The 24,102-nt window shown below is 63.4% G+C and carries 20 protein-coding genes; 12 read left to right on the top strand and 8 right to left on the bottom strand.

Annotated features, from left to right (window positions below; all coding sequences use genetic code 11):
• Positions 1-24 precede the first annotated feature (24 nt).
• The 3 genes from ptsI to KI797_RS14430 all read left to right on the top strand — a co-directional run bounded on the left by ptsI (position 25) and on the right by KI797_RS14430 (position 3,125).
• Positions 25-1,752, top strand: coding sequence for a phosphoenolpyruvate-protein phosphotransferase PtsI (ptsI, locus tag KI797_RS14420; protein ID WP_005325873.1), 1,728 nt, complete (start codon positions 25-27; stop codon positions 1,750-1,752).
• A 43-nt stretch (positions 1,753-1,795) separates the two neighbouring features.
• A complete protein-coding gene (gene crr / locus KI797_RS14425) occupies positions 1,796-2,305 on the top strand; it encodes a PTS glucose transporter subunit IIA (protein WP_005325875.1) in 510 nt (169 codons plus the stop codon).
• Positions 2,306-2,579: 274 nt separating this feature from the next.
• Entirely contained in the window at positions 2,580-3,125 is a 546-nt protein-coding gene (locus KI797_RS14430) for a cytochrome b (RefSeq protein WP_226169824.1), read from the top strand.
• A 71-nt stretch (positions 3,126-3,196) separates the two neighbouring features.
• Here the strand turns inward: KI797_RS14430 and KI797_RS14435 are convergent, their stop codons facing one another.
• The 3 genes from KI797_RS14435 to KI797_RS14445 form a co-directional block, all read right to left on the bottom strand.
• Positions 3,197-6,967: an AAA family ATPase gene (locus KI797_RS14435; protein ID WP_226169825.1), complete on the bottom strand. Its 3,771-nt coding sequence runs from the start codon at positions 6,965-6,967 to the stop codon at positions 3,197-3,199.
• Positions 6,964-8,190, bottom strand: coding sequence for an exonuclease SbcCD subunit D C-terminal domain-containing protein (locus KI797_RS14440; RefSeq protein ID WP_226169827.1), 1,227 nt, complete (start codon positions 8,188-8,190; stop codon positions 6,964-6,966). Before KI797_RS14440 ends, KI797_RS14435 begins: the two co-directional genes overlap by 4 nt.
• 107 nt (positions 8,191-8,297) lie before the next feature.
• Positions 8,298-8,726 (bottom strand): GNAT family N-acetyltransferase, encoded by a 429-nt coding sequence (locus KI797_RS14445; protein ID WP_226169829.1) that lies wholly within the window; start codon positions 8,724-8,726, stop codon positions 8,298-8,300.
• Between the two features lie 180 nt (positions 8,727-8,906).
• On the opposite strand from KI797_RS14445, the gene rdgC reads away from it, so the two are divergent.
• On the top strand, positions 8,907-9,818 hold the full coding sequence (gene rdgC, locus KI797_RS14450) for a recombination-associated protein RdgC (protein WP_005331880.1): 912 nt from the start codon (positions 8,907-8,909) through the stop codon (positions 9,816-9,818).
• 84 nt (positions 9,819-9,902) lie between these two features.
• Here the strand turns inward: rdgC and KI797_RS14455 are convergent, their stop codons facing one another.
• Positions 9,903-10,517 (bottom strand): GDSL-type esterase/lipase family protein, encoded by a 615-nt coding sequence (locus KI797_RS14455; RefSeq protein ID WP_226169831.1) that lies wholly within the window; start codon positions 10,515-10,517, stop codon positions 9,903-9,905.
• 115 nt (positions 10,518-10,632) lie between these two features.
• Here KI797_RS14455 and ggt point away from each other — a divergent pair, with 115 nt between their 5' ends.
• Entirely contained in the window at positions 10,633-12,414 is a 1,782-nt protein-coding gene (gene ggt, locus KI797_RS14460; RefSeq protein WP_226169832.1) for a gamma-glutamyltransferase, read from the top strand.
• Positions 12,415-12,512: 98 nt separating this feature from the next.
• Here ggt and KI797_RS14465 read toward each other — a convergent pair whose 3' ends face one another.
• The 3 genes from KI797_RS14465 to puuR form a co-directional block, all read right to left on the bottom strand.
• Complete coding sequence (locus KI797_RS14465; RefSeq protein ID WP_167332174.1) at positions 12,513-12,686, bottom strand: hypothetical protein; 174 nt, start codon at positions 12,684-12,686, stop codon at positions 12,513-12,515.
• 139 nt (positions 12,687-12,825) lie between these two features.
• Positions 12,826-14,103: an NAD(P)/FAD-dependent oxidoreductase gene (locus KI797_RS14470; protein ID WP_218409039.1), complete on the bottom strand. Its 1,278-nt coding sequence runs from the start codon at positions 14,101-14,103 to the stop codon at positions 12,826-12,828.
• Positions 14,104-14,152: 49 nt separating this feature from the next.
• On the bottom strand, positions 14,153-14,764 hold the full coding sequence (puuR, locus tag KI797_RS14475; RefSeq protein WP_042650494.1) for an HTH-type transcriptional regulator PuuR: 612 nt from the start codon (positions 14,762-14,764) through the stop codon (positions 14,153-14,155).
• Between the two features lie 309 nt (positions 14,765-15,073).
• On the opposite strand from puuR, the gene KI797_RS14480 reads away from it, so the two are divergent.
• The 5 genes from KI797_RS14480 to KI797_RS14500 all read left to right on the top strand — a co-directional run bounded on the left by KI797_RS14480 (position 15,074) and on the right by KI797_RS14500 (position 21,510).
• Positions 15,074-16,537 (top strand): NAD-dependent succinate-semialdehyde dehydrogenase, encoded by a 1,464-nt coding sequence (locus KI797_RS14480; RefSeq protein WP_226169834.1) that lies wholly within the window; start codon positions 15,074-15,076, stop codon positions 16,535-16,537.
• Between the two features lie 148 nt (positions 16,538-16,685).
• Positions 16,686-17,963, top strand: coding sequence for a 4-aminobutyrate--2-oxoglutarate transaminase (gene gabT / locus KI797_RS14485; protein WP_226169836.1), 1,278 nt, complete (start codon positions 16,686-16,688; stop codon positions 17,961-17,963).
• Positions 17,964-18,199: 236 nt separating this feature from the next.
• Entirely contained in the window at positions 18,200-18,337 is a 138-nt protein-coding gene (locus tag KI797_RS14490) for a hypothetical protein (protein WP_226169838.1), read from the top strand.
• Positions 18,337-19,680 (top strand): APC family permease, encoded by a 1,344-nt coding sequence (locus tag KI797_RS14495; RefSeq protein ID WP_226173121.1) that lies wholly within the window; start codon positions 18,337-18,339, stop codon positions 19,678-19,680. The genes KI797_RS14490 and KI797_RS14495 overlap by 1 nt, the downstream gene beginning before the upstream one ends.
• Positions 19,681-20,166: 486 nt before the next feature.
• Positions 20,167-21,510, top strand: coding sequence for an APC family permease (locus KI797_RS14500; protein WP_041206191.1), 1,344 nt, complete (start codon positions 20,167-20,169; stop codon positions 21,508-21,510).
• Between the two features lie 78 nt (positions 21,511-21,588).
• Here the strand turns inward: KI797_RS14500 and KI797_RS14505 are convergent, their stop codons facing one another.
• Positions 21,589-21,981, bottom strand: a complete 393-nt coding sequence (locus tag KI797_RS14505; RefSeq protein ID WP_043130165.1) for a hypothetical protein — start codon at positions 21,979-21,981, stop codon at positions 21,589-21,591.
• 250 nt (positions 21,982-22,231) lie between these two features.
• Between KI797_RS14505 and KI797_RS14510 the strand changes: the two genes are divergently transcribed.
• A complete protein-coding gene (locus tag KI797_RS14510) occupies positions 22,232-23,386 on the top strand; it encodes a Na/Pi cotransporter family protein (protein ID WP_226169840.1) in 1,155 nt (384 codons plus the stop codon).
• 137 nt (positions 23,387-23,523) lie between these two features.
• Positions 23,524-23,994: an FKBP-type peptidyl-prolyl cis-trans isomerase gene (locus KI797_RS14515; RefSeq protein WP_218409042.1), complete on the top strand. Its 471-nt coding sequence runs from the start codon at positions 23,524-23,526 to the stop codon at positions 23,992-23,994.
• The last annotated feature ends 108 nt before the right edge of the window (positions 23,995-24,102 follow it).

Below are 24,102 nucleotides of genomic sequence, written 5' to 3' on the forward strand. Positions count from 1 at the left end.
ACAGTCGTTTTAATAGGAAGGATTATGATATCTGGCATTCTTGCGTCCCCCGGTATCGCATTCGGTAAGGCGCTTCTTCTGAAAGAAGATGAAATCGTTATCAATCAGGGCAAGATTTCTGCCGACCAGATTGACGCCGAGATCAACCGCTTCCTCGAAGCCCGCACCAAGTCAGCCGCACAGCTGGAAGCCATCAAAGAGATGGCCGGTCGTACCTTCGGTGAAGAAAAAGAGGCCATCTTCGAAGGCCACATCATGCTGCTCGAAGATGAGGAGCTGGAAGGGGATATCAGATCCTTCATCAAAGACAACAAGGCGTCCGCCGACAAAGCCATCTATGAAGTGATCGAACAGTACGCCAAGATGATGGCCGAGCTGGACGACCCCTATCTGCGTGAGCGCGCCACCGACTTCCGTGACATCGGAACCCGTCTGGTGAAGAACGTGCTGGGCATCGCCGTTGTCAACCTGAGCACCATAGACGAAGAGGTCATCCTGGTCGCCAAAGACCTGACCCCGTCCGAAACCGCTCAGATCAACCTGAAATATGTGCTGGGCTTCGTCACCGACATCGGTGGCCGCACCTCTCACACTTCCATCATGGCCCGCTCCCTGGAGCTGCCGGCCATCGTGGGCACCAACGACATCACCGCGCGCGTCAACAATGGCGAGATGCTGATACTGGATGGCATCAACAACCAGATCATCATCAACCCGACCGCCGAACAGCTGGCTGAAGCCAAGAAATTCCAGGCCCAGTTCCAGGCCGAGAAAGATGAGCTGGCCAAACTGAAAGATCTGCCTGCCATCACCCTCGATGGCCATCAGGTCGAAGTGTGCGCCAACATAGGTACCGTCAAGGATACCGAGGGCGCCATCCGCAATGGCGCCGAAGGCGTGGGTCTGTACCGCACCGAGTTCCTGTTCATGGACCGCGATGCGCTGCCGACCGAAGACGAGCAGTTCAAGGCCTACAAAGAAGTGGCAGAGGCCATGCCGGATCAGCCGATCATCGTCCGTACCATGGACATCGGCGGCGACAAAGAACTGCCCTACATGAATTTCCCGAAAGAGATGAACCCCTTCCTGGGCTGGCGTGCCGTGCGTATTTTCTTCGATCGTGAAGACATCATGCACGCCCAGCTGAAGGCCATCCTGCGCGCCTCAGCCTTCGGCAAGCTGCGCATCATGTTCCCGATGATCATCTCCGTCGAAGAGTTCCGCAGCCTCAAGGCCACCGTAGAGCAGCTGAAGGCTGAACTGCGTGCCGACGGCAAAGCCTTTGATGAATCCATCGAAGTGGGTATCATGATCGAGACCCCGGCTGCTGCCGTGATGGCTCATCATCTTGCCAAGGAAGTGGATTTCTTCAGTATCGGTACCAACGACCTGACCCAGTACACCCTGGCCGTCGATCGTGGTAACGAGATGATTTCCGCCATGTACAACCCGCTGTCACCCTCCGTCCTGACCCTGATCAAGATGGTAATCGACGCTTCCCATGACAATGGCAAGTGGACCGGTATGTGCGGTGAACTGGCTGGTGACGAACGCGCCACTCTGCTGCTGCTGGGTATGGGTCTGGATGAGTTCTCCATGAGCGCCATCTCTGTACCGCGTATCAAGAAGCTTATCCGCAACACCAACTTCGAAGATGTCAAGGCAATGGCAGACCAGGCACTGAGCTATGCGACCGCCGCCGAAATCGAAGCCTGCGTAGATAACTTTATTAAGCAGAAGGCAGTCTGCTAAGATCGGCTGCAAACAGCGACAATCATCTCTAGGAGCTTTTACTATGGGTCTGTTTGATAAACTGAAGAAACTGGTTTCCGATGACAGTTCTGACACCGGCGGCATCGAAATTTTTGCACCGCTGTCTGGCGAAATCGTGCCCATCGAAGATGTGCCTGACGTTGTCTTCGCCGAGAAGATCGTCGGTGACGGCATCGCCATCAAGCCGGCTGGCAACAAGATGGTTGCCCCGTGCGACGGCACCATCGGCAAGATCTTCGAGACCAACCATGCGTTCTCTCTGGAATCCGACTCTGGTATCGAGCTGTTCGTTCACTTCGGTATCGACACCGTCGAACTGAAAGGCGAAGGCTTCACCCGTATCGCCCAGGAAGGTCAGAAGGTCAAGCGCGGTGATACCATCATCGAGTTCGATCTGGCCGTACTGGAAGCGAAGGCGAAGTCTACCCTGACTCCGGTCGTCATCTCCAACATGGACGAGATCAAAGAGCTGATCAAGATGACTGGCGCCGTGACCGTGGGCGAGACCCCGGTTATCCGCATCAAGAAATAATGCGCTGCTGGCTGGTGCCAGCTGCTGCAACAAAAAACCGAAGCCATGTGCTTCGGTTTTTTTATGGGCAACACCTTAGGTCCGCCTGCTCTCAACCATCAGGGGCTAGCTAGTTCCCTGACCGGACAAGGGGAATCCGATGCAAAAGCGCGGTCGAGATCAAGGCATTGCCCGACAAGCCTTGTAGCATGGGAGTGGAAACCACGGGATCCCGGCGCCATGCGTGACGGGATGGATCAGGGCGATGGAATGCGCCCTCCGCAAGGAGATAAAGATGCTGAAGAATACGGAACAACGTTATGGCAGCCTGAGCATCGGCCTGCACTGGCTGACCCTGTTGCTGATGATGGCCGTCTATGGGCTGATGGAGTTCAGGGATATTTTCCCCAAGGGCTCGGCCGGACGCGACCTGATGAAGGAGTTTCACTTCATGGTGGGCTTGCTGATCCTGGCGCTGGTAGTGGTGCGGCTGCTGGTGCGTTTTGGCAGCCCCTCACCGCGCATCCTGCCCGCCCCTTCACCGCTGATGCTCAAGCTCGGCCACCTCGCCCATCTGGCCCTCTATGGCTTCCTGATACTCACCCCGCTGCTGGGGTGGCTGCTGCTGAGCGCGGGTGGCAAACCCATCCCCTTCTTCGGATTTGAGTTGCCCGCGCTGATAGGACCGGATGATGGCCTGAAAGGGACCATCAAGGATCTGCACGAGACGCTGGCCAACCTGGGTTATGCCCTGATTGCCCTGCACGCAGGGGCCGCCCTCTATCACCACCACGTGCTCAAAGACAGCACCCTGACCAATATGCTGCCCGAGCGCAAATAACCGGCGACGGGTTGCACTCCAACAAAAGGACCCTTTGACAGGGGCCTTTTGTCATGGCTCAAACACCACCATCAGGGCAGCACCACCCGGCTTTCGCCGCCGCCGAGGGCCTCAACCCTTATTTGCACGCCGATCCGCTCCACCAGGGTCTGAACGTGGGAGATGACCCCGATCTGGCGGCCCGCAGCCTGCAGGGAGTCCAGGCTGGAGAGCGCCAGATCCAGGCTGTCAGGATCCAGGGTGCCAAACCCCTCGTCGATGAAGAGCGACTCGACCTGGGTCTGGCGCGACGACAGGCTGGAGAGCGCCAGCGCCAACGCCAGCGACACCAGGAAGCTCTCGCCGCCGGAGAGGGAGTCCACGGAGCGCACCTCGTCCCCCATGTCCAGATCCACCACCTGCAGCGCCAGATCCGTGCCGGGCACCCGCTCCAGTCGATAGCGCGGCGACAGCTCGCCGAGCTGGGCGTTGGCCTCCAACAATAGACGTTCGAGCGTGAGGCTCTGGGCGAAGGTGCGCAGCTTGGCGCCGCTGGCGGAGCCGATAAGCTCGGACAGTTGCAGCCAGTGATCCGCCACCGCCTGCTGGGCCGCCAAGTCCTCCTGCAGGCTCCCCGCCTTCAGCGCCGCCGCCTCGGCCTGGGCCAGCGTGCTCTTGCACTGGAACAGCTGCTCTTCCAGCTCGCGGCAGCGAGCCTCGCAGGCGCCCAGACACTCGGCAAGGGCCTCGGCCGTGAGGGCGGTCAGCTCCCCATGATGCTCCCGATAGCGCGCCAGCTTGGCCTCCTCCTGGGCCAGCGCCCGCTGACGCTCGGCCAACCGGGTGCGGGCCTCGGCCAGGGCATCATCCAGGCGCTGCAAGGCGATACGGCGAGCCCTGAGCTCATCCGGCGTGATGGCCAGCAGCCGACGCAGATCATATTCGGCGATGCCGAGAGTACCAGCATGGGCCGCCCAGCGCCCCAGCGCCTCGCGGCGACGACGGCTGCTCACCTGCCTGTCCTGCTCGAGATGGGCTAGCCTCGCCTTGAGCTCGGTCTGCTTCTCCCGGGCGACCCGCAGCGCCGTCACCGCCTCCTCGAGCTGACTGGCCGCCAGTTGCAATCGCTGCTGCCACTCCTGCTCGATCAGGGTGATGGCGCGGCCCCCGAGGCAGGCCTCCCGGCTGGCGAGCAGCCCCTGACGCTGCTGCTCCGCCTCCTTGTAGTCGCGCTCCAGCTTGTGCAGCAGCTCGTTCTGGCTTTGCAGCCGCGCCTCCTGGGCGCTCAAGACCGGGGTCAGAGTGGCCAGCTCGCCGCCAAGCTGCTCCCACTCATTCTGTCCGTGCAGATACTCCTCGCAGGTCTGCTGCCACGCCAGCCATTGCTGGCTACCAAGCCACTGGCGCCAGGGTTCGGCCCCCATTTGTTGATCGAGACGGGCCTCACCCTGTGCCAGGCGCTGACGCAAGGATGCCTCCTGTTCGGCCAGAGCCTTCAGCTCGGCCTCCCACTCAACCTTCTGCCGCTCCGCCTCCTGCCATTGCTGCTCAAACTGCTGATGGCGGGCGGTCAGCTGGCTCAGCTGCTGGCGCACGGCCTGCAACTGCTGCTGGCCGAACTGGGCCTCACGCAGTTGCTGCTGGCTCTGGGCCAGCCCATGCTCCAGAGTCTGGCCACGGCCAAGCAGGGAACTCATCAGCTCGCTCCACTTGGTCAGGGAATCGGCTTGATTCTGATTCAGTGGCAACGGATGGCCCAGCAACTTGGCACCGCCGAGCTGCTGCCAACGCAAGGTCAGTTGTTCGGCGCGGGCATCCAGCTCCGGCAGATGCTGGCGGCGCGCCGCCAGCTGGCGTGCCAGCTCCTGGCGTTCGCTCTCGCACTGGATGTATTGACGATTGAGTCGCTCCCACTCGAGCTCGAGGCTGCGGGATCGATCCGCCAGCTGACCCAGAATGCCCGCCACCTGCGGCTGGCTCTGACTGTAGGGGTGCTCCTCGGCGCCGCAGAGGGGACAAGGTTCACCATCGTTCAGGATGTGGCGATACTGCTCGAAACTGGCGATGGCGCGAGACTGCTCCAGCGCGTGGCGCGCCTCGTCTCGCTGCAGGGCGAGCCGCTCGCGGGCCGGCGCCAGCTCGCCGCCGAGCGTGGTCAGCCGGCTCAGGGCCTGCTCCAGCTGGGCGATCTCCTGCTGCAAACGGCCATGCTGCTCGCCGTGATTGCGGCCATAATCAGCCAGCTCCAACAACTGATGCAGCTGGCCCAGCTGTTCGGTCTGCTGCTGCCACTGCTCCTGCGCCTTGGCAAGGCGGATCTCCCACTGCTGCTCCTGCAACTCGTGCTGCTGTTGCTGCAATCGCGCCTGCTCCTGCTGCCAGTCGTCGCGCTCCTGCTGTCCCTGCGCCAGCCGGCTGGCGAGATCCCGCAGGGCATGGCCCTTGTGCTCGCGGCTTTGCAACACGCGCTGTAGCAGCTCCCTGTCCGCCGCCCAGTCCTGGATGGTTGCCAGCAAAGGCTGCCACTGGCGCGCCAGTGGGGCCAGGGCCTTGCGCTCCTCGAGCCACAGAGCCCACTGCTGACGGCGCACCGTCAGGGCCTCGACCCGGCTCGCCTGCTGCTGCCACTCCTGCTGCAGTTCCAGTTGCAGGGCGCGTGCCTGGGTCCCCTGCTGCCGGGTCTCCTGCAACTGCTGGCTCTTCTCCTTGAGCCGGGTATCGAGCTCCTGCGCCCGCTTGAGCTCGGGTTGCAGGGCGCCCCACTCCCGCTCTGCGGCAATCTTGTCGGCCAGCAGCTGCTGTTCGCGCAGCGCGGCCTGCTGCAACACGGGTTCAACCTGCTCCAGCTGGGGCGCAAGTTGGCCTATCTGCTGCTCCTGCTGCTGCACCTCCAGGGTGAGGCGAGCAAGTTCGTCGTGATCGGCGCGGGCCACCTGGGCCTGCTCGGCGCGGGCAAACTCTTCCCGCCCGGGCGCCGCCTCGCCATGGGCTGCCTCGGCGGCGATCAGCGCCTTCTGCCCCTCCCCGCAGGCCTGCAACTGGGCGGCAATCCGTCCGTTGAGATCCCGCAAGTCCTGCAACAGCTGACGCTGCTGCTGCTCGTGCTTGAGGCTGGTGGAGAGACTCAGCTGCTGGGCGACCCAGTGCTCGCGCGTCTCGTCGTCCATCAAGGCCACGTCACCGAGCCGCTGCTGTATGGTTGCCAGCGCCTGCTGCTCGGCCCGTGCCCGCTCATGGGTCTGGATGGAGATGGCGGAGTAGAGCTCGGTGCCCGTCATCCGCTCGAGCAGGGCTGAGCGCTCATCGGCGCTCGACTTGAGGAAGGCGGCGAACTCCCCTTGCGGCAGTATCACTGCGCGGCGGAACTGCTCCCAGGAGAGGCCCACCAGCTCGTCGATGCGATCCTGCAGCTCCCGCTTGCTGCCGGAGAAAACCTGCCCCGACTCGACGTCGGTCAGGCTGCGCTCCTGGGCCTGAAAGCGCCCTTCCGAGCGATTGCGGGCACGGCGCACCGCCCAGCGCGCCAGCCAGATGCGGCCGTCACAGCCGCGGAACTGCACCTCGGCACAGCCGCTGGCGTGGCCGCGGCTGAGGATATTTTTCACATCATTGGCGGTTAATTTTTCTTTTTCGTCTTCATCCGCTCGGCCAATTTTCTCAACATTCTTGCGATTGGCGATAAAGCGCGGCATCTCGTCATAGAGGGCGAGGCAGATGGCGTCGAGCAAGGTGCTCTTGCCCGCACCTGTGTTGCCCGTGATGGCAAAGAGCCCGGCAGCCCCCAAAGTGCCACCTGCGAAGTCGATGGTGAAAGCGCCGGTCAGGCTGGCCAGGTTTTCCCCTGCAAGAGACAAGATTTTCATGGGTTGGATTCCTTCACCTGCTCCAGGATCTCTTCAAACGAGGCGACCAGCTCGGCCGCCGGCTCCCCCTCGAACTGCCGCTGATAGCAGAGACGGAACACCTCTGTGGGAGATAGCTCATCCAACCTGCGCCGCTCGCGGCCATCGGCCAGCCCCTCCCCCGAGCCCTGATACTGGGTGCTGATGCGGGCCAGACGCACCGGCTTGCCCACCATGGCCGCCAGAATGCGCTCGCGGATGCGGGCCTCGGGCTTGGGCAGCAGCAGCCGCACCTCGAGGAAGGGCTGCGCCTGCTGGGGGCAGTCAGGCAGGGAGAGTGCCTCTATGGCTTTCAGCGCCTCCTCGAGTGTGCTCTGGGGCAGGCGGATCATCTCCACCGCTCGGGGCACAGGGATCCGCTCCAGCCCCGCCAACTTGCCCCCCTCAAACCTGACCTCCAGCACCTGGTGGTTGTAGTTGGCCTCGGCGAGGGAGAGCGGCAGCGGCGAGCCGCTGTAGTGCACCCCCTCGGCCGGGCTCTGGGCCAGATGGAGATGGCCAAGGGCCGTGTAGTCGGCGGCGGCGAAGATGTCGGCAGGCAGGGCGTGCTGGTTGCCCCCCAGCACCCGCCGCTCGGAGAGCTCGGAGAGCTGGCCCGCCGCCAGGTAGGCGTGGCCCATGGCGATAAGGGCCTGGCCGGGCTCGCAGCGCGTGCGGCCTTGCGCCAGCACGTCCTGATAGATCTGACGAACCCCCTCGATCAGCCGATCCTGCCCCTCTTCGAGCGGCTCCACCCGCAGATCGCTGCTGCGAAGAAAAGGCACGGCAGCGCACCAGGCGGCGACCTTGCCCTCCTTGTCTTGCAGCGGCACCAGCAGGCGATCGATTTCGAGCTTGCCCTCCCCGTCCCGGCTGATGCTGCCCACCAGATGCAGGTCGAAGGCCCGCAGCAGCTCGTGGGGGGCGTCCAGCTTGGAGGGGGAGTCGTGGTTGCCGCCGATCAGCACCATGTTGAGGTGAGGCATCTCGGCGCGCAGCCTGGCCAGGAAGCGATAGAGCTGCTGCCAGGCGCTGGCTGGCGGATTGGCGGTATCAAACAGATCCCCTGCTACCAGCAGGGCGTCGATCTGCCGCGTCTTGATGGTGTCGGTCAGCCAGTCGAGAAAGGCATCGTGTTCGAAGCGGCGCTCATGGCCATGGAGTTGATGGCCAAGGTGCCAGTCGGCTGTGTGCAGGATCTTCATGAAAAACGGCTCGAAAGATAAGAGGGGAGGTGCCAGTGGTACCCGATGAGGACAAGATGAGGATACGCCCCTCTTTTTTCAAGCAAAACAGGCCGCTGACGTCAGATTCAGACGGGCTGGCAATGCATCTCATACTGGGGATGGCCGGTCAGGGGATCCGAGACTTCATTCCCCACCCTGAATCCGTGGCGGCGATAGAAGCGCACCGCCGGCTCGTTTTCCACGAAGACCCGGGTATGGAGCGCCCCCCCCTGCTGCTTGGCCTCCTGCAGCAGGGCATGGCCGACCCCGCGCCCCTGGCGGTCGGGTCGCACGAAGAGGGCCGCCAGGTAGTCATCCACCAGCGCCATGAAACCGAGCAGCTCGCCGCGCTCCTCGAACACCCAGATGCGGGCGTGATCGAGGTAGCGGGTACGCAGTTCCTCCTGAGCCTGCCACCAGCAGGAAGCGTCAACGAAATCATGGGCCTGCAAGGATGCCAGCAGCCAGATCTCGACGATCTCTTCCATGTCTTCCGGCCGGCTCGCTCTCAACATATTCGCATCCTTGTTAACAATCTGAACACTCGCAGTCTAGGGGAGTTCGATGACGAGACGGGCGGTCAAGATGAGGCCATGTGAAGTCGATCGCCCTTTATTTAGCGAGAATGATTGGCTGATCACAAAGCGCCTCTCTAGTACAATGCCCGCCGGACAATCTATGAGACCGAGGACGCCATGTGGTTTAAAAACCTGCAGATTTATCGCTTTACCCGCCCCTTTGACCTGACCGTGGATCAGCTGGAAACCCAGCTCGAGGCCTGTGCCTTCACCCCGTGCGGCAGTCAGGACATCTCCCGGTTCGGGTGGGTCAAGCCCCTCGGTAAATTCGGCTCCACTCTGACCCATTCAGCCTCTGGCCACATCCTGCTCTGCGCCCGCAAGGAAGAGAAGATGCTGCCGGGCACCGTGGTCAAGGAGATGCTGGCGGAGAAGGTGGAAGCGATCGAATTCGAGCAGGGCCGCGCCCTCAAGAAGAAGGAGAAGGAGGCGCTGAAGGAGGAGATCATGCATACCCTGCTGCCCCGCGCCTTCAGCCGCACCAGCCAGACCTTCGCCTGGATAAGTCCCGCCGACAACCTGATGGTGGTGGACGCAGGCTCCGCCAAGAAGGCGGACGATCTGCTGGCGTTGCTGCGCAAGAGCATCGGCACCCTTCCGGTGGTGCCGGTGGCCCTCAAGAACCCGCCAGAGATCACCATGACCGAGTGGTTGAACGAGGGTAATCTGCCCGCCAGCTTCACCCTGGAAGACGAGGCCGAGCTGCGCAGTGCCATGGAGCACGGCGGCATCATCCGCTGCAAGCAGCAGGATCTGATGAGCGACGAGATCAAGAATCACCTGGCCAACGACAAGCTGGTGACCAAGCTGGCCCTGAACTGGGGCGAGACCCTGAGCTTCGTGCTGGGGGACGATCTCTCCATCAAGCGCCTCAAGTTCAGCGAGGAGCTGCGCGAGCAGAACGACGACGTGACCAGCGAGGATCCCGCCGCCCGTCTGGATGCGGACTTCGCCCTGGTGACCGCCGAGCTGGCCCAGTTCATCCCGGCGCTGTTTGCCGCCCTGGGTGGCGAAGAGCAGTCCCTCTGAGTTGTCCCTTGCCTGTAAAAAAACCGCCTGATGGCGGTTTTTTTGATCCCGGGCGGCGGCGCCGACACGATGAGAGCCAGTGCCTCAGAGCGCGCCGCAGGCCTGCAGCAGCCGGTGCAGCCGCTCGGCCAGGGCGCCATATCCCTGCGCGTTCAAGTGCACGGCGTCGGACTTGAGCCCGGGAGTGCGCAGCAACTCGCCAAGGCTGTCGTTGTCCAGCACCAGTCCGTACTGCTCTGCCAGCTCCCCGTAAAGGGGCGCACCATCGGCAAACAGGGACTTGCGGGGCACGGCCACCAGCAGCACCTGGGCACCGCTGCCCTGTACCGCCTCTATCATGGCGGCGAGATTGGCCTTGAGCGCCCCCTCCCCGCTGCCGTGCAGTATGTCATTCCCCCCCTCCAGCAAGATGACCAGGGCGGGCCTGTGCTCGGCCAGCAACCCGGGCAGGCGGGCCCGCCCGGCCCGGCTCAACTCCCCCGAGACCCCGCCATTGATGACGGGGTGACCGCTCAGGCTCGCCAGTACGCTGGGGTAGCTCTGGGCCGGATTGACCCCGCGCCCCTCGGTCAGGCTGTCTCCAAATGCCAATATGGTCTCCCCCGCCGCCAGGGGTCTGAACCCTGGCTCCCCGCAGGCGGCCAGCAGCAGGCATAGCAGCCCCGTCACGCAACGCCTCACCAGACTCTCCTTGTGCATCCTGGGCCCCTCCTTGATATTTTTGTAACCACATGAGTATAAAGACAATCTTTCAATCAGGCTCCAACTGTGCCACATTTCGACGGGTGAACAAGAAACCGACAAGGAGCCTGTCATGTCCCTCAAACCCCTCGCCCTGCTGGTCGCCTTCGGCCTGCTCACCGGCTGCGCCCCCCAGAGTGCCTTTCATTATGTCCCCCCTCCCCAGACCCTGATCGCCCCGGAGGCGGCCAGCGGCTGGACCGACAAGCCGGGCTGGCAGGGGCGCGACTTCATGGTGGCCGCGGCCAACCCGCTGGCGGTGGATGCGGGCTACCAGATCGTCAAGGCGGGAGGCAGCGCCGTCGATGCGGCCATCGCCGTCCAGCTGGTACTGACTCTGGTGGAGCCGCAATCCTCCGGGATCGGTGGCGGCTCCCTCATGCTGGTGTGGGATGGCAAGCAGGTGGCGGCCGTGGATGGCCGTGAGACGGCACCAGCAGCGGCCACGGATCAACTGTTCATGAAGGATGGCAAACCGATGGCGTTCTACGACGGCGTTGTGGGTGGCCGCTCGGTCGGCGCCCCCGGCACGGTGCGCGCACTGGCCCTGGCTCACGAGCGCTATGGCAAGCTGCCCTGGGCCAGCCTGTTCGAGCCCGCCATCACCCTGGCAGAGCAGGGCTTTGTGATAAGCCCTCGCCTCGCCACCCTGCTCGCCAAGGATCCTTATCTGGCCAAAGACCCCGAGGCCAGGGCCTATTTCTATCAGGCGGACGGCAGCCCCAGGGCGGCGGGCACCCGCCTCACCAACCCGGCACTGGCCGAGGTACTCAGGACGCTGGCACGGGACGGTGCCGATGCCTTCTATCGAGGGCCCATCGCCGAAGCCATGGTGGCCAAGGTGCACGCCCATCCCACCAATCCCGGGGTGCTGAGCGCCGCGGATCTCGCCAGCTACAGCGCCAGGCTGCGGGACGGCCTCTGCTTTGACTATCGCCAGAGCGAAGTGTGCGGCTTCCCGACCCCCTCCTCCGGCACCCTGGCCCTCGGCCAGATCTTCGGCATGCTGGAGAGCCGCGACATGGCGGCCCTCAGGCCGGTACAGGGGGCGGACGGCCAGCTGGCGGCGTCGAGCGATGCCATCCACCTTTACAGCGAGGCGGCGCGGCTCGCCTTCGCCGACCGCAACCAGTACGTGGCCGACGGCGACTTCGTCTCGGTGCCGGTGCGCGGCATGCTGGACAAGGGCTATCTCGCAGAGCGGGGTCGCCTCATCGGGGAGACATCCATGGGCGTCGCCCAACCGGGCACCCCGCCACGAGCACTGGCCCGTGGCCAGGATGCCACCCCCGAGCTGCCCTCCACCAGCCACGTCTCCATCGTGGATGGAGACGGCATGGCGGTCTCCATGACCAGCTCCATCGAGGACGGCTTCGGCTCCAGGCTGATGGTCAACGGCTACCTGCTCAACAACCAGCTCACCGATTTCTCCTTCACCTCGATGGACGCAGCCGGCCTGCCGGTGGCCAACCGGGTGGAGCCCGGCAAGCGCCCGCGCTCCTCCATGTCGCCCCTGCTGGTGTTTGACAAGCAGAGCAAGCAGCTGGAGATGAGCCTGGGCTCCCCGGGTGGCTCGGCCATCATCAACTACGTGGGCAAGGTGCTGCTCGGCACCCAGGACTGGGGGCTGAACCTGCAGCAGGCCATCAACCTGCCCAACTTTGGCAGCCGCAACGGCCCCACCGAGCTGGAGCAAGGGCGCACGCCCGAGGCCGTTATCCAGGGGCTAAGGGCCAGGGGTCACGAGATCGTGCTCAGCGAGCAGACCTCGGGGTTGCAAGGGGTACAGCGCAATGCCAGCGGCTGGTTTGGCGCCGCAGATCCGCGCCGGGAAGGGGTTGCCAGAGGTGACTGAGTAAGGACAAACGCCTCAGCCCGCAGGCAGGCGCCATGCCTGCCCAATCAATCAGGCCGCCCGTGGGCGGCCTGATTGATTGGGACTGGCAGTAACTCTCAGGGATGAGATTGCACTGCCGGGCGAGCCAACCGCCAATGTTGGCGTTCAATCTGTTCCAGCCGTGCGGCCTGCACTTCCATCTTGCTGGCAGGCGTCACTGACCAGTCGGGCGGCGTCCACCAAGGCAGCGTCAGCAACAGAACAAACAGGCTGGCCAGATAGCAGCGCATGGGAGACTCCAAGAGAGTATGGATCCTGACTGGGAAGAGGACCCCCTCTATCCCCAGCATGCTCCCATGCTCACTCATCTTGATGACCGCCAGGTGACAGCAGCCCCCTGCTTGTCCCGTTATTGATAACGGAGTGACTTTATACCCCCAGCCGATCTCGCAAGGTGTACCAGGCGGCGCCGGCGGCGGTGAAGGGGATACGCAGCAGGCGGCCACCCGGGAAGGGGTAGTGCGGCAGCTTGGCAAACGCATCGAAGCGCTCCGCCTGACCGCTCAGCACCTCGGAGAGCAGCTTGCCCGCCAGATGGGTACAGGTAACGCCGTGACCGCTGTAACCCTGCATGTAGTAGATGTTGGGGCCGATGCGACCAAACTGCGGCAGGCGCGACAGGGTGAGCAGGAAGTTGCCGGTCCAGGTGTATTCCACCTTGACCCCCGCGAGCTGCGGGAAGGTCTTCAGCATCTTGGGGATGATCAGCCGCTCTATGTCCGCCGGATCCCGCGCGCCGTAGACCACGCCGCCGCCGTAGATGAGCCGGTGATCACCGGAAGTACGGTAGTAGTCGAGCAGGTAGTTGGAATCTTCCAGACAGTAGTTTTGCGGCAGCAACGAACGGGCCCGCTCCTCCCCCAGCACCTCGGTGGCGATGACTTGCGTGCCGCACGGCATGCTCTTGCCGGCAAGCTCGGGCACCAGGTTGCCGAGGTAGGCATTGCCCGCCACCACCACGAAGCGGGCCTTGACCGCCCCTTTGGCGGTTTTGACCAGAGCCGGTTGACCGGGTGTGATGCTGGTGACGGCGGACTGTTCGAAGATCTGCCCACCCTGCATACGAATGGCTTCCGCCTCCCCCAGTGCCAGATTGAGGGGATGGATATGGCCGCCACTCTTGTCGAGCAGGGCGCCGACGTAGCGATCGCTTGCCACCACCTCGCGCACCCCGTCGGCATCGAGCAGCTCCAGCTTGTCGTTGCCCCACTTCTGCCAGCGCTCATATTGCGCCTTGAGTTCGTGAAGCTGCTTCTCGGTCTCGGCGGCAAAGACCCCGCCCTCCTGCAGATCGCACTGGATGTTGTAGCGTTTGATCCGCTCGCGGATGATCTGGCCCCCTTCAAACAGCATGGAACCGAGCAGCCTGGCCTGATCCGGCGGGCAATTCGCTTCTATGGTGTCGATGTCGCGGCTGTAGGAGTTGACGATCTGGCCGCCATTGCGACCGCTGGCCCCGAAGCCGACCCGGGCCGCCTCCAGCACCACCACCTTGTAGCCCTTCTCCACCAGATGCAACGCACTGGAGAGGCCGGTATAGCCCGCCCCGATGACACAGACGTCGCACTCCAGTTGCTCGGTCAGTGTCGGGTAGGGCGCGTGCTGATTGGCGCTGGCTGCGTAGTAACTCTTTACATGTTCGGTCATGATCCCTGTTTCCTTACCGGTTCGTTTCCAATATTCGCGCTGTTCAATCTCAAAAGCTGGCGGGGGTGTGGGCGCTGACGATGCGACAGACCTGCCCCGACGGGTTGCTGAAGCTGTGGGGCTCGCCGGTATCGATCACATAGCTGTCTCCGGCGCTGAGCTGATAGGTCTGCCCGGCCAGACTCAGCACGACCGAGCCCTCCAGCACGGTGCCCACCTCCTCCCCCAGATGCTTGACCTGTCCCCCGGTGTCCGTGCCAGGGGCATAGGTCTCCAGCATGAAGCCGAGCTGACGACGATTGTTGCCGTTGTGCACCAGCTTCATGGAGACCCCCTGGCTGCCCAGCTCGATGAGTTGATCGGCCTTGATCACCACGCTCGGCGCCCGCGCCTCCTCTTCGGCGAAGAAGCGGGAGAGCGGCAGCTCGTAGACGCAGAGCAATTTTTGCAACGAGGCGACCGAGGGGCTCACCTTGTTCTGCTCTATCATGCAGATGGCGCCATGGGTCAGCCCGCTCAGCTCGGCGGCCCGGCGCTGGGAGAGCCCGAGACTACGGCGAAGGAGGGCGAGCCGCTCTCCCATGGTTTTATCCATCCCTTTGTCAGACAAGGGGTTATCCGTCATGGTCTGCCACTGGACCTCGCCTTGTGGTTGCTGCATCCCCACCTCCTTGTATGGCCATTCGAATACCTTGTGACGACTGGTTAAAATAATACGTCAACCTCGGCCCTCTGTTCGTTATCCTGCACAGCTGAGAGCGTTCATTATTTTGCACACCCCACACGATGAGGAACGCAAGAATCGTCCTGACAGCCCCATTTCTAGCATGCAGCGTACCTTTCACTCAAATATATTTAACACTTGAAAAACATTTCGGCTCACTTTATGGTCGTTACGTGCTTATTATTCTATACGGTGGCACCACGGGATGAGTTGGCCACCCAGACCCACAATCGAGGCTTCCTATCTATGTCAGCATCACAACCCGCACTCTCCCTGATCAAATCCCTTGCCTATATGGATGGCCGCTGGTGCGAGGCCCGGAGCGGACGCCGGTTCGAGGTTCTGAACCCGGCGACCGGCCAGCTCATCACCCAGGTACCCGACATGGACGAGGCGGATACCCGGCTCGCCATCGCGGCGGCTCACCGGGCCCAGCCCGCCTGGGCGGCCCTCACCGCCAAGGAGCGCAGCAACAAGCTTTACGCCTGGTTCGAGCTCATCATGGCCAACCAGGATGAACTGGCCCGCATCATGACCTGCGAGCAGGGCAAACCCCTGGCCGAGGCCAGGGGGGAAGTGGCGTACGGCGCCAGCTTCATCCAGTGGTTCGCGGAAGAGGGCAAGCGCGCCTATGGCCGCACCATCCCGGGCTTCAGCGGTGACAGGCGTCTGGCCACCATCAAGCAGCCGGTTGGGGTCGTGGCCGCCATCACCCCCTGGAACTTCCCCATCGCCATGATCACCCGCAAGGCGGGGCCGGCGCTGGCCGCCGGTTGCACCATCGTCATCAAGCCCGCCGCCGAGACGCCCCTGTGCGCGCTGGCGCTGGCGGCTCTGGCCGAGCAGGCGGGCATCCCCGCCGGGGTCATCAACATCGTCACCTCCCATCAGGCGGCCGCCGTGGGCAACGAGCTGTGCAGCAACAAGACGGTGCGCAAGCTCTCCTTCACCGGCTCCACCCGCATCGGCAAGCTCTTGATGCGCCAGTGCGCCGACACCATGAAGCGGCTCTCTCTGGAGCTCGGCGGCAACGCCCCCTTCATCGTGTTTGACGATGCCGACCTCGACGCCGCCGTGGCCGGTGCGCTCGCCTCCAAATACCGCAACGCCGGCCAGACCTGCGTCTGTGCCAACCGCATCCTGGTGCAGGCCAGTGTCCATGACGCCTTCGCCGAGAAGCTGGCCGCCGCGGTACGCAGCTTCAAGGTGGGGGATGGCATGGGTGAGGGTACCCAGATTGGCCCCCTCATCAATGCCGCCGCCGCCGACAAGGTTGCCTCCCTGGTCAACCAGGCAGAGGCCGCCGGTGCCAGGGTCCTGGTGGGGGGGCAAGCCCATCCCGCCGGTCCGATCTTCTACCACCCCACCATCCTGACCGGCGTGGCCCCGGACAACCCCATACTGCAGGAGGAGATCTTCGGCCCCGTGGCCCCTCTGGTGCGCTTCGAGACCGAGGCCGAGGCCATCGCCATCGCCAACGACACCCCCTACGGCCTCGCCGCCTACTTCTATGGCCGCGACATCGCCCGCGTCTGGCGGGTGGCCGAGCAGCTGGAATACGGCATGGTCGGCATCAACGAGGGGATCATCTCGACCGAATTGGCGCCCTTTGGCGGCATCAAGGAGTCGGGGCTCGGTCGGGAAGGGGCCAGCGAGGGCCTGGAAGAGTATCTGGAGACCAAGTATCTCTGCTTCGGCTCCATTGCTTAAATATTCATTTATTGTAAATATAAAATCTTCAATGACTGGGGTGTCTCGCGTCGTCCATCCCATGGCACCACCACAAGGAGAGGGTCAGCAGCCAGGCTGCCGGCCCATCACAGTGAATTGAGGGGCTTGCCCCAGAGGGAGAATAGAGATGAGTAACCAATCCTGGCAGGCCCGCCGTGAAGCGGCCGTGGTACAGGGCGTCGGTACCCTGCTGCCGGTCTTCATCGACCGGGCCCAGAACGCCGAGCTGTGGGACGTGGAGGGCAACCGCTACATCGACTTTGCCTCCGGCATCGCCGTGCTCAACACCGGCCACAATCACCCCAAGGTGGTCGCCGCCGTGCGCGAGCAGCTCGAGAAGTTCAGCCACACCTGCTTCCAGGTCACCCCTTATCCGGGCTATATCGAGTTGGCCGAGAAGCTCAACGCCCTGATGCCGGGCCCCACCCCCAAACGTACCCTGTTCCTCTCCACCGGCGCCGAGGCGGTGGAGAACGCCATCAAGATCGCCCGCGCCCACACCGGTCGCAGCGGCACCATCGCCTTCAAGGGGGGCTTTCACGGCCGCACCATGATGGGGATGGCGCTCACCGGCAAGGTGGTGCCCTACAAAACCGGCTTCGGCCCCTTCCCGGGAGAGGTCTATCACCTGCCCTTCCCGGCCGACTATCTGGGTGTGAGCGAGGCGGATGCCCTGGCGGCGCTGGATCTCTGCTTCAGCTCGGACATCGAACCGGCCCGGGTGGCCGCCATCATCATCGAGCCGGTGCAGGGGGAAGGGGGCTTCTATGTCGCCTCCCCGAGCTTCCTGCAAGCCTTGCGCAAGATCTGCGACCAGCACGGCATCCTGCTCATCTGTGACGAGATCCAGAGCGGTTTCTGTCGCACCGGCAAGACCTTCGCCATCGAATACAGCGGCGTCGAGCCGGACATCATGACGCTGGCGAAGAGCCTGGCGGGTGGTTTCCCCCTCTCCGCCGTGGTGGGCAAGGCGGCCATCATGAACGCCGCCAAGCCAGGCGGTCTCGGCGGCACCTATGCGGGCTCCCCCATCGCTTGCGCCGCCGCCCTGGCGGTGCTGACGGTGATCGAGGAGGAGCGGCTCAATCAGCAGGCCCTGGCCCAGGGCGAGCAGATCAAGGCGCGCCTGCACCAGTTGGCGGAGCGGTTTGACTGCATCGGCGACATCCGCGGCCCCGGGGCCATGGTGGCCATGGAGCTGGTCAAGGGGCTCGATGCCAGTCAGCCAGCCCCGGACCTCACCAAGCGGCTGGTGGCCGAGGCGGGCAAGCGCGGCCTGGTGCTGCTGGCCTGCGGCGTACGCGGGAACGTGATCCGTTTCCTCGCCCCCCTGACCGCCCCGGCGGCCATCATCGATGAAGGGCTGCTCTTGCTCGAGCAATCCCTGGTGGCCTCATTGACCTGATCCGGAAGAAAGCGTTCGCCTATCAAGTGCAAAAAAATGCGTTTTTGTCCCCTTGATATGCTTGTCAAGGGGACAGCACGAATGCACAATGCGCCGCCGTATTCAAGGACCGTCCGCTCATCGCAGCCCGGTTCTTTTTTTGCGTCAAATAAATCCATAACGAGGCCGGAACAGACCGGAAATGATAACGAGATGGACAGCCATCTCACGACACCCGCTTCTTAGTGAGGAACACCATGGGGTATATCACCGCTTTCCTGCCGGCCCGCGCCGGTCTACGCCAGCCGTCCGTGCTACACATTGGCGCCCCCAATACCCAGGCTGACATCACCGTCACCCTGATACCCTCGGCCCGGATGGAGAAGACAGCATGATGCATGCTCATCCCGCCGGTCTGAAAAAGAGCCTCAAGCTGTGGCACGTGGTCATCATGGGGCTGGCTTACCTGACCCCCATGGCCGTGTTTGACACCTTCGGCATCGTCACCGAGATCACCGAAGGCCATGTGCCGACCGCCTACCTGTTCGCCCTCATCGGCATGCTGTTTACCGCCATGAGCTACGGCCACCTGGTGCGCAAGTTCCCCTCGGCAGGATCTGCCTACACCTATGCCCAGAAGGTGTTCCACCCCTATGTGGGCTTCATGGTGGGCTGGGTCTCCCTGCTCGACTACATGTTCATGCCGATGATCAACATGCTGCTGGCCAAGATCTATCTGGAGGTGTTGCTGCCCGGGGTTGATCCCTGGATCTACATCCTGGGGCTGGCCGCCATCATGACCTTCCTGAACCTGCGCGGCATCAAGCTGGTGGCGAACTTCAACAGCCTGATCGTCATCATGCAGTTCAGCATCATCGCCGTCTTCATCGGTCTTATCGCCTGGGGCGTCCATCAGGGGGAAGGGCTCGGCACCGTCACCAGCAGCCGCCCCTTCTTCTCCGATCAGATGGCCCTGACGCCGCTGCTGACCGGCGCCTCCATCCTCTGCCTGTCGTTCCTGGGATTTGACGCCATCAGCACCCTGTGCGAGGAGACCCCCAACGCGGATCGGGTGATCCCCCGCGCCATCCTGCTCACCGCCCTCATCGGTGGCGTGCTCTTCATCAGCGTCTCCTACTTCCTGCAGCTGTTCTTCCCGGACATCTCCCGCTTCCAGCAGCCGGATGCGGTGTTGCCGGAGATCGCCCTCTACGTGGGGGGCAAGCTGTTTCAGGCCGTCGTGCTGGTCTGCACCACGGTGGCGGTGCTGGCCTCCGGGCTCGCCTCCCACGCCGGCGTGTCGCGCCTGCTCTACGTGATGGGGCGGGATCGCGCCCTGCCGAGCCGCTTCTTCGGCTACATCCACCCGACCTGGCAGACCCCGGCCCTGAACGTGCTGCTGGTGGGGGCCCTGGCCCTCTCCGCCGTGTCATTCGATCTGGAGATGGCGCTGGCGCTCATCAACTTTGGTGCCCTGGTGGCCTTTACCTTCGTCAACCTGGCGGTGATTGCCCACTTCTATGTCAGGCTCGGTCACAACAAGACCCTGCGGGAGCACCTGGTGTTCCTGGTACTCCCCCTGTGCGGAGCCGCCTGCATCGGCGTGCTCTGGCTCAATCTGGAGCCGGCCTCCTTCGAGCTGGGACTGATCTGGGCCGCCCTCGGCGCCCTCTACCTGCTGCTACGCCTGACCGTCTTCCGGGTCCAGCTGCGCCGCCCCGAGGGTGACGCCTCCTGACACCTCTACCCCGAGCCCGCCCCGTGCGGGCTCTATCTTGATGTCGCCCCCCTTTTCCAGCCCTGCGGGCCCCGATGACAAGCGTGTCATCGAGGCCCGCAGGGCGCGGCCGACATGACCCCTTACCCGGGCAACAAAATCCCCGTTGGGGGCCTTTTTAGCTTGTCTCCCTCCCCCCCTGAGGGCACAATATCGCGCCCCTTGAGAGCCGATGTTTTTACAGCATCGGTTCTTTGCTTTTGTGGGGCAAACCACCATTCACCAAGAGGCCGGACCTTGTGCCGGAATTGATACCGAGATTGCCAAACAATCTCCCGACGTTGTGAGGAAAAACATGGGGCATTTCACTGCTTTTCTGCCGGTCCCCGCCGGCGTACGCCATCCCTCTGTGCAACAGAGTGGCGTCCCCTGTGTCCAGCGACGCGCTGCCGCGTCCCTGAGCCCGTCCCATTTCGCCCATGGGGCCCGTGCAGAGGAGAAAGCGTGATGGCCGGTGCCAAGCTGCTCAAGACGCTCACCCTGTTCCAGGTGGTGGTGATGGGTCTGGCCTACCTCACCCCCATGGCGGTATTCGATACCTTCGCCATCGTCGGCGACATCACCGACGGCCGCGTCGCCACCGCCTACCTGCTGGCCCTTGGCGGCATCCTGCTGACCGCCTTCAGCTACGGCCACCTGGTGCGCCGCTTCCCCTCAGCGGGGTCGGCCTACACCTATGCCCAGAAGGTGTTCCACCCCTATGTGGGTTTCATGGTGGGCTGGTCCTCCCTGCTCGACTACATGTTCATGCCGATGATCAACATCCTCCTGGCCAAGATCTACCTGACCGCCATGTTCCCCGGCGTCGATCCCTGGATCTTCATCTTCGGCCTGGTGACCGTGATGACCTTCCTGAACCTGCGTGGCATCAAGCTGGTGGCGAACCTCAACGGCTTCATCGTGTTCATCCAGATCGCCATCATCCTCACCTTCCTCGGCCTCATCGCCTGGGGCCTGAGTCACGGTGAAGGGGCCGGCACCCTGATGAGCAGCCGGCCATTCCACGTGGAGTCCGCCAGCATGCTGCCGCTGTTCACCGGCGCCACCATCCTCTGCTTCTCCTTCCTCGGCTTCGACGGCCTGAGTTCGCTCTCCGAGGAGACCCCGAACGCCGGCAAGGTGATCCCCCGCGCCATCGTGCTGACGGCCCTGATCGGCGGCATCATCTTCGTCACCGTCTCCTACAGCCTGCAGCTGTTCTTCCCGGATCTGGCCCGCTTCAAGGAGCCGGACGCCGTGCTGCCGGAGATTGCCCTCTACGTCGGCGGCACCCTGTTCCAGAGCGTGGTACTGGTGTGCACCACCGCGGCCGTGCTCGCCTCCGGCATGGCGGCCCACGCCGGCGTGTCGCGCATCCTCTATGTGATGGGGCGCGATCGCATGATCCCGGAGCGGGTGTTCGGCTACATCCATCCCACCTGGCGCACCCCGGCCATCAACGTGCTGCTGGTGGGGGCCCTGGCCCTCTCCGCCGTGTCGTTCGATCTGGACATGGCGCTGGCGCTGGTGAACTTCGGCGCCCTGGTGGCCTTCACCTTCGTCAACCTGTCGGTCATCGGCCAGTTCTGGGTACGTGAGAAGCGCAACAAGAGCCTCAAGGAGCACCTGCTGTTCCTGGTGCTGCCGCTGCTGGGCGCCGCCACCATAGGGGCACTCTGGATCAACCTGGAGCAGAGTTCCCTGGAGCTCGGTCTCATCTGGGCGGGGATCGGGGTCACCTACCTCTTCCTGCGCCTGGCGGTGTTCCGCATTCCCTTCCGTCAGTACGAGGAAGCGGCCGACGGCCAGTAAGCACGGCCGGACGACAACCAAACAGAAGGGGAGCCATGGGCTCCCCTTCTTGCATGCAGACCTGTGGCGGGCTATCCCTCAGCCCTGGTTGATCACCGCGGTGGCGGCCGCCTTGACCGGATCCCTGGCCACGGCGTTGACATCCTTGCGGGTCTGATTGACCTTGTCTTTCGCCTGTTTCAGCTCGGCACTCTGCTTGCCCAGGGTCGCATTGGTGTTCTGCTTTGCCTCTTTCAGACCCACCGTCTTCTTGTCCAGCACGTCCGTGGTGTTCTTCTTCACCTCGGCCCTGGCCTTCTCCTTTTGCTGGTGCACCAGCTTGTCGGCATCGCAGTTGCCCTTGACCCCCAGGGTCGCATTCATCGCCTCGTTTCTGGCCGCCTTGTCGAGGTTGCACTCGGACTTGAACACGCTGGCCTGCGCACCGGCAGACAACAACCCCAGGGAGAGACACAAAACCCATGCACGCATCATCGCTTCCTCATTTTGAAGACAGGAAAGCGAGGCAGCATATAACCCTGAGATCCCAGTGCAAGACGGGAAGCCGGTTATGAGCCGGATGACACCATATCGGCGTTTGCTCCGACACTTTTTGTCTGCGGCGCCCCCTGCTGCCCTGTCACCAAAACATCATAAAAGTGTCACGTTGTCATATTTCTGTCATGGAGCGCTGCTGTAATGCGCCCGTCCATTTCAACGCAGAACGACCCCAAGAGGCCATATGCACAGCACCGTATCTTCCGCACCCCAGCAGACCCGCCGTCCCGGCCCCCTGTTCAACTGGCTCGCGGTGATCACGCTGATCTACCTGATCCTGGTCGCCGTTGGTGCCGTCTCCCACGGCTTCAAGGGCTTCTCCGGCGGCGCCGAGGGCGCGGCCCAGATCTTCGCCTTCGCAAACAACCCCTTCGTCGCCCTGCTGCTCGGCATCCTGGCCACCGCCCTGGTGCAGTCCTCCAGCACGGTCACCTCGGTCATCGTCGGCCTGGTGGCGGGGGGGCTGCCCATGGAGATGGCCATCCCCATGGTGATGGGAGCCAACCTCGGCACCACCATCACCAACACCATCGTCTCCCTCGGTCACATCCGGGACAGAGAGGAGTTTCGTCGCGCCTTCGCCGCCGCCACCGTGCACGACTTCTTCAACCTGCTGGCGGTCTTCATCTTCCTGCCGCTGGAGTTGATGTTCGGCCTGCTGCAGCAGAGCGCTGAGTGGGTCTCCGGCCTGCTGATGGGCTCCGCCGACATGTCGATGAAAGGCATGGACTTCATGAAGCCCATCATCTCGCCAGCACTGGATCTCATCGATGGAGCCGTCGCCTTCCTGCCAGGCAAGGGCGCCGCCATCGTCACCATCTGCATCGGCATCCTGCTGATCCTGGGTTGCGTCACCACCCTCGGCAAGGTACTGCAGCGGGTCATGGTGGGCCGCGCCAAGGAACTGCTGCACAAGGCTCTGGGCCGTGGTCCGCTGACAGGTATCGCCTCCGGCACCCTGGTGACCGTCATGGTGCAGTCCTCCTCCACCACCACCAGCCTGATGATCCCCCTGGCCGGCGGCGGTGTGTTCAACACCCGTCAGCTCTACCCCTTCACCCTGGGGGCCAACATCGGCACCACCATTACCGCCCTGCTGGCCGCCACCGCCATCAGCGGTGCCGGTGCCCAGCTGGCACTGACCATCGCCCTGGTCCACGTGCTGTTCAACCTGTTTGCAGTGGTGCTCATCTACGGGGTCCCCTTCCTGCGCGAGCTGCCCATCAAGGCCGCCGAGACCCTGGCCCGGGTCGGCAGCGAGAACAAGCTGCTGGCGCTGGGTTACGTGGGCGGGCTCTTCTTCGCCCTACCCGCCCTGATGATGGTGGCGGTGAAGTAATCCGCCCTCATGAGACGAGGGGGCAGATCCTGGCCCCTCGTCGTCTGTCTGCCCCGTCACATCCTCCTGCGTCCCGACTCGCCCTCCCTCCCCGACTGGGATAAGATGCCGCCTTCATTGCATTTAAGGAAAACCCGATGAAGTTCATTCTGATCGCCCTGCTGATCGCCGGCGCCGCCTACTACTTCTACTCCAGCAGCAATAACAAAAAACTGGCCGAAGAGAACGTGCGCAAGGGCGCCGAGTTCCTCGCCAGCAACAAGGAGAAACCCCTGGTCACCACCACGGCCTCCGGCCTGCAGTACGAGGTGCTGACCCAGGGCAGCGGCACGGTTCACCCCACCGCCACCAGCAAGGTGAAGGTACACTACGAGGGCAAGCTGCTGGACGGCACCGTGTTCGACAGCTCCGTCGCCCGCGGCGAGCCCATCGAGTTTGGCCTCAATCAGGTGATCAAGGGCTGGACCGAAGGGGTGCAACTGATGGTGGAAGGGGAGAAGACCCGCTTCTACATTCCCGCCAATCTCGCCTACGGCGACCGCGCCGCCGGTAAAATCCCACCTGGCTCGGTGCTGATCTTCGACGTGGAGCTGCTGGGTATCCAGTAAGGTTTCTGGCTCGAGCACCAGCAGACGAGCTCCCGCCGGGCATCCTGCAATACCCGGCACATGAAGAAAACAGGGCCAGCATGGCGATGCTGGCCCTGCTGTTTTAGT

This window comes from Aeromonas media, from assembly GCF_020423125.1.
Taxonomy (GTDB): Bacteria; Pseudomonadota; Gammaproteobacteria; order Enterobacterales; family Aeromonadaceae; genus Aeromonas; species Aeromonas media.